Source organism: Ilumatobacter nonamiensis YM16-303 (genome assembly GCF_000350145.1).
Classification (GTDB): Bacteria; Actinomycetota; Acidimicrobiia; order Acidimicrobiales; family Ilumatobacteraceae; genus Ilumatobacter_A; species Ilumatobacter_A nonamiensis.
Window position 1 is genome coordinate 22,564 of record NZ_BAOL01000091.1, and the last position, 6,167, is coordinate 28,730.

General features: G+C 68.1%; 6 protein-coding genes. 3 read left to right on the forward strand and 3 right to left on the reverse strand.

What is annotated here, in order from left to right; genetic code table 11:
* Nucleotides 1-123 precede the first annotated feature (123 nt).
* Genes ON45_RS10440 through ON45_RS10450 form a run of 3 tightly spaced genes read right to left on the reverse strand, consistent with a single transcriptional unit; the run spans nucleotide 124 to nucleotide 3,319 of the window.
* Nucleotides 124-954 carry an alpha/beta hydrolase gene (locus tag ON45_RS10440; RefSeq protein WP_040493674.1) on the reverse strand — a complete coding sequence of 277 codons (831 nt, stop codon included), beginning with the start codon at nucleotides 952-954 and terminating at the stop codon, nucleotides 124-126.
* Between the two features lie 38 nt (nucleotides 955-992).
* Nucleotides 993-2,159 carry an iron-containing alcohol dehydrogenase gene (locus ON45_RS10445; protein ID WP_040493675.1) on the reverse strand — a complete coding sequence of 389 codons (1,167 nt, stop codon included), beginning with the start codon at nucleotides 2,157-2,159 and terminating at the stop codon, nucleotides 993-995.
* Nucleotides 2,156-3,319: an acyl-CoA dehydrogenase family protein gene (locus ON45_RS10450; RefSeq protein ID WP_040493700.1), complete on the reverse strand. Its 1,164-nt coding sequence runs from the start codon at nucleotides 3,317-3,319 to the stop codon at nucleotides 2,156-2,158. The genes ON45_RS10445 and ON45_RS10450 overlap by 4 nt, the downstream gene beginning before the upstream one ends.
* An 86-nt stretch (nucleotides 3,320-3,405) precedes the next feature.
* Here ON45_RS10450 and ON45_RS10455 point away from each other — a divergent pair, with 86 nt between their 5' ends.
* The 3 genes from ON45_RS10455 to ON45_RS10465 form a co-directional block, all read left to right on the forward strand.
* Nucleotides 3,406-4,998 (forward strand): acetate--CoA ligase, encoded by a 1,593-nt coding sequence (locus ON45_RS10455; protein WP_040493678.1) that lies wholly within the window; start codon nucleotides 3,406-3,408, stop codon nucleotides 4,996-4,998.
* 4 nt (nucleotides 4,999-5,002) lie between these two features.
* Nucleotides 5,003-5,773 (forward strand): FadR/GntR family transcriptional regulator, encoded by a 771-nt coding sequence (locus tag ON45_RS10460; RefSeq protein ID WP_051062867.1) that lies wholly within the window; start codon nucleotides 5,003-5,005, stop codon nucleotides 5,771-5,773.
* Nucleotides 5,770-6,167 (forward strand): VOC family protein (locus ON45_RS10465; protein WP_040493680.1); only part of this gene is annotated, 398 nt, incomplete at its 3' end. The genes ON45_RS10460 and ON45_RS10465, both read left to right, overlap by 4 nt.

The following is a 6,167-nucleotide window of genomic DNA, read 5'->3' on the forward strand; positions in this document are numbered from 1 at the left end:
TCCCGAGTGGTTCTCTCGACCTCGCGGAACCGATGCGTGACACCGGTCGGAGCGGCGTCGAACTGAAGGAGCGCCTGAGCCGCAGTCCCGCTCAGATCGGGACGATCGGCGGACGTCGAGACGTCAGCGGTTGCTGATGACGCCGGTGCAGAAGTCGTGCACGAGCGTCGAGAACGCCTCGGTCTCGAACAACATCAACTGGTGGACGCCATCGGGGAAGATCTCGACCGTGACCGGACCGCCGATGCCGTCGGCAATCATCCGGACCACGTCCGGGGTCACGTTCAAGTCCTTCTCCCCCGCCGCGTACAGCACCGGCTTCGCATTGTCGGCCAGCGGCTGCGGAGGCTCGTACTGGAAGAACGATGCCCACGACGCGAGGTCGTAGGACCACGTGTTGTACGGATCGAGCTGCTTCTGCTCGGTCGCCCCCTGGAAGCCGTAGTCGACGTCGAAGTCGAAGAACGTCGGGATGTCGAGTCGGGCCGCCCGGCCGATCTGATCGAGCACCGCCCTCACCTCGTCGCTTCGCCACGGCGCTGCGGACTCATCGAGCAGCGGGTGGCCCGGGACGGCGGCGGAGCCCATCAGGATCGCACCCGTCACGGCCGGGGAGTCGATCGCGGAGATCGCGGCTGCCACACCGAGGCTGGAGCCGAGGGTGAAGACCGGGAGCCCGGTGACGTCGTGGACGTGGGTCGCCCAATCGCGACTGGCCTGTGCCCATGCATCCATCGTCCACGTCCCCCGCGGCTGGTTGGGAGTGGAGCGCCCATGACCCGGTGCGTCGTAGCACCACAGCTCGGCACCCTTCGCGACGTGGTGTTCGCAGAACGTGTTGTAGATCCCACCGTGTCCTCCGAGGCCGTGGGAGACGACGAGCGCGTACGAGGCGTCGGTGGACGGGTAGCGGAAGCAGTGCAACTCGTTGCGGAAATGGGTGTCGAACTGCATGGATACTCCTTGACGGTGTTGGTGGTCGCCGTGTCCGGTCAGAACGCTTGCTCGAGCAGGCCGAGCAACTCATCGGTGGACGTGATCGGGACGGCATTGCCCGTGATCCACGGATGGGCGATGCTGCCCTCCGCGACGGTCCGTAGTTGGTCCTCGGTGGCACCGGCGTCGCGCAAGCGAGTCGGCAGACCGAGGGCGGCGATGAGCTCGCCGACCGCAACGCCGGCCGGGTCGTCGGGTCGTCCCATCGCGGTGGCGATGAGCCGCTGAGCCTCGCCGGTGGCCGGCTCGTTGTGGGCCATCACGTGGGGCATCATCACACAACTCGTGTGGCCGTGCGACATCCCGAACACGGCGCCCAATTGGTGGCCGAGGCCGTGGCTCGCTCCGTACGGGACGCGGTTCAGCCCGGCGCACGCCAAGCCCACGGCCTGCTGGCACTCGAGGCGCGCCTCGAGATCGTCGGGGTCGGCCTTCGTGGAGGGCAGACCGCGCGACAGCAGCCGAATGGCGTGGAGCGCTCCGGCATCGGCCAGCGGCTCGGGCGCGCTGGAGCAGAGGGTCTCGACCGCATGATCCAGAGCGCGGATCCCGCTGGACAACCAGAGGTCCATCGGGGTGTACACGGTGATCGCCGGGTCGAGGATGATCGCGGCGGGACCGATCTCGGCGCCGCTGAACAGCTGCTTGCGCTGTGTGGGCTCATCGACGCACCCGGCGAGATCGCTGAAGTCGGCGCCGGTGAGGGTGGTCGGCGCCGCGATCTGGCGCAGTGGCGGAGAGCCGACCGCCGGGGTGATGCGCTCACCGTCGGGACCCGTGGTGATGGCGAATGCCTCGAGCTGGTCGCTCTCGGTGAGGCCCTCGGCGAGTGCGACCAGCGCGGTCTTCACCGTGTCGAGCGGCGAGCCACCGCCCACGGTGACGACGAGATCGGCGTCGGTCGCCCGCAGGAACTCGACGACCTCGAACACGCTGCTCCGCGGCGCATGCGCTTCCACCGAGTCGAACCGACCGACACCGCGCGCTCCGAGCGCGGCCTCCAGGTCGTCGATGACGGAGGTGGATCTCGACAGCGTGCCGGACGCGACGACAGCGACGCGGTCGGCGCCCCGCAGGTCGGCCTCGGTCAGCACCGCATCACACAGGGGGGTGGCGATGTGGGTTCGATCGAGGCGGAGGAACTCGAAGGATCGGGGGTTCATCGGCGGGCGACCTGTCGGGCGATGCTCCAGCGGTGCACCTCGGACGGGCCGTCGTAGATCCGGAAGGCGCGGATCTCCGTGGCGATCTGGCCGACCGCGGTCTCGTTGGTGAAGCCGAGCCCACCGAGGATCTGCTGGCAGCGGTCGACGATGCGGTCGGTCGCTTCCGAGCACAGCACCTTGGTCATGCTCGACTCTCGGCCGGCAGCCTCACCCTGATCGAGCAGCCACGCGGTGTGCCAGATCGCGAGGCGGCACTGCTGGATGTCGATCTCGTTGTCGGCGAGCATGAAACCGACGCCTTCGTGCTCGGCGAGGGTCTTGCCGAACGCCTGTCGTTCGGTGGCATGCGCCGTGGCGATGTCGTGCGCCCGGATGGCCGCCCCGAGCCACCGCATGCAGTGCGTGAGGCGGGCGGGAGCGAGTCGGACCTGGGCGTACTCGAACCCGCGTCCGGGCTCACCCAGAACGTGGTCGGCGGGGATCCGCACGTCGTCGAAACGCACCACGGGATGCCCGCCCGGGAAGCTGCGGTCGAGCGTGGAGATCTCGCGCTCGATGCTGATCCCGGGCGTGTCCATGTCGGTGAGCAGCATCGTGGCTCGACGCCCCGTGTCGTCGTCGGACTCGCGACCCATGATGATCGCGAAGCCTGCGCCGTTCGCTCCGGTGATCAGCCACTTGGTGCCGTTCACGACGAACTCGTCGCCGTCGCGGGTGACGGTGGTCTGCATCGCTCGGGGGTCGCTTCCGGCGCCGGGTGCGGGCTCGGTCATGGCGAAGCAGGAGCGGATCTCACCGGAGACCAACGGGCGGAGCCAGCGCTCGTTCTGCTCGCGTGTGGCGACCTTCGACAGCAGGTTCATGTTGCCCTCGTCCGGCGCGAAGCAGTTCATCGCGAGCGGGCCGAGCAGCGAGTACCCGGCGGCGATGAACACCTCGGACATCGAAACGTGGTCGAGGCCGAGTCCGCCCCACTCGACCGGGGCGTGAGGTGCCACCAACCCGGCAGCGTGTCCGAGCGCGACGAGTTCCCGACGGAACGCGTCGTCGACGCGAGTCGGCTCGCCGGTGTGCTCGAGCGGGATGAGTTCGTCTCGGACGAACGCAACCGTGCGGTCGCGGAGCTCGGTCTGCTGTTCGGTGAGTTCGAAATCGATCACTCGGTCCCCCTGGTCGGACGGTTGACAACAGCGCTATTGTCATACAATATAACCGAGGCTGCAACTCCCGATCTCGACCACTCATGACGACCGACGACACACTCGACGAAACGTTCCGCTGGGACGAGCCGACCACGTTCAACTTCGCGGTCGACGTGGTCGACCGTTGGGCCGCGGATCCCGAACGTCTCGCGCTGATCACCGTCGACGAGGCGGGCGACGACCGGCACTACACCTATGCCGACATCGCCGCCGCGTCATCGCGCCTCGCGAACCTGCTCGCCGAGCAGGGACTCCGACAGGGCGACCGCGTCATCGTCATGTTGCCGCGCATCGCCGAGTGGCAGATCACCATGGTCGCCGTGACGCGGATGGGCGCCGTCCCGATCCCCTGCATCACGATGCTCACCGCGTCCGACCTCGCCTACCGGGTCGAGCACAGCGGCGCGGTCGCAGTGATCTGCCCGACCGACGACTGCGCGAAGTTGGACGGCCTCGACACGTTGACGGTGCGCGTCGCTGTCGGCGATGCGCCGGACGGGTGGATCGGCTTCGCGGAAGCTGACAATCATTCGACGGAGTTCGCGCCGGCCACCGTCGCCGCCGAGGATCCCGCGATCCTCTACTACACCTCGGGTTCCACCGGGTCACCGAAGGGTGTCACGCACGCAGCCCGGGCGTTGTGGGCATGGTCGAACTCCGCGATCCACTGGCTCGGGCTGTCGCCCGACGAGCGGATCTGGTGCACCGCCGACACCGGCTGGTCGAAGGCCGGGACGAGCATCCTCTTCGGGCCGTGGAGCCAGGGCGCGTCGGTGCTGTTCTACGACGGGCCGTTCGTGCCCGCCGAGCGATTCCGACTCCTGGAACGGTTCGAGGTCACGTGCTTCTGTGCGGCAGCGACGGAGCTGCGTCGGCTGATCCTCGAGGACACATCGGGCGTCGATCTGTCGAAGCTCCGCTCCACCGTCTCGGCGGGAGAATCCGTGAACCCCGAGATCATCGACCGCTGGCGCGAGGTCAGCGGCACGACCGTCCTCGATGGCTACGGTCAGACCGAAACCCTGATGACGGTCACGAACCGTCCGGGTCGACCGGTGAAGCCCGGCTCGATGGGGCGCGCTCTCCCCGGCGTCGACATCGCGGTGCGCCACGTGTCCGACTCGGGCGACGAGACCGCCGAACCGCACGGACCGGGCGAACTGCTGATCGGGCTCCCCAACCCGCAGGTGATGCTCGGCTACCGGGACGACCCTGACCGCACCGCGTCGGCCACGATCACGCTCGGCGACTCACAATGGTTCGCGACGGGCGACAACGTCGAGATCGACGACGAGGGCTACGTCTTCTACACCGGACGCGCCGACGACATCATCAACTCGGCCGGCTATCGCATCGGCCCGCAGGAGGTCGAGAACGCCCTCATCCGGCATCCGGCCGTCCAGGAATGTGCCGTGGTCGGCGTGCCGCACGCCGACCGGGGTGAGATCGTGAAGGCGTGGGTCGTGCTCGCGGAGGGCGCGGTCGGCGACGACGAACTCGTCGCCGCGCTGCAGGCACATGCCAAGGCGACCACCGCTCCCTACAAGTATCCGCGAGCGATCAGCTTCGCCGACGAGTTGCCCAAGACGGTCACGGGGAAGCTCCGACGCAACGTCCTCCGAGAGCAAGGATGAGCCGATGAGCGATGCGGTGTTCGAAACCCTCGACCGGCTTCCGGCGTACCGGGTCGCCGAGCAGACGATCCGACGCAAGATCCTCGACGGAACACTCGCGCCCGGCACGCTGCTGCCCCCGGAGAACGACCTCGCCGAGCAACTCGGCGTCACCCGACCGACCGTGCGTGAAGCGATGCGGGGTCTCGAGTCGGCCGGGCTGATCGAGCGCGGCGCCCGGCGACGGATGGCGGTCACCGCTCCGAACAGGAGTGTCGTCACCACGGCGATGCACGAGGCGATCGTCCTCCACGGCATCTCCTACCGCGAGCTGTGGGAGGTCCAGTCGGTGATCGAACCGCTTGCCGCCCGCTCGGCTGCTGCCAACATCACCGCCGACCTCGTCGAGCGGATTCGCGTCAACCTCGACAAGACCGCCGACTGTCTGGACGACCCGATCGCGCTCGCCGAGGCCGACGTCGAGTTCCACGACCTCGTCGCCCAGGCGGCCGACAACCGTGCCCTGCTGCTCGCACGTGAACCCCTGGGCGCACTCCTCTTCCCCGCCTACGGCACCGTGATCCAACGCATCGGGCCCGGGCGACGGCTCTTCGAAGCCCACAGCCGCATCTTCCACGCCCTCGAAACCGGCGACGCGGACACCGCGCACGACTGGATGAACAAACACTTCGTCGACTTCAAACGCGGCTGCGAACTCGCCGGTCTCGACCTCGACGATGCAGTCGCCGCGAATCAGAACGCACTCGACAACCCACGAAACGGAGACACACCATGAGCACCAACAACGGCATCCATCACCTGGCGGTCGCCACCGGCGACATCAAGACCCAGATCGACTTCTTCAACGACGTGCTCGGCTGCGAGCTGGTCGCGCTCTACTGGATGCACGGCGTCGAGGGGGCATGGCACGGCTTCCTGAAGCTCAGCGACACCTGCTCGATCGCGTTCGTCCAGACGCCCGACGTCGCCGGCATCGAGCGCACGCTCGGGGTCACGCACGCCGGCAGCGGTGGCGGACCCTGCGCCGGCGGAGCCATGCAGCACGTCGCGTTCAACGTCGACAGCCTCGACGACCTGCTCGCGATGCGTGACCGCATCCGCTCGCGCGGGATCACCGTGTTCGGACCGCTCGACCACGGCATGTGCCACTCGATCTACTTCGCCGGCCC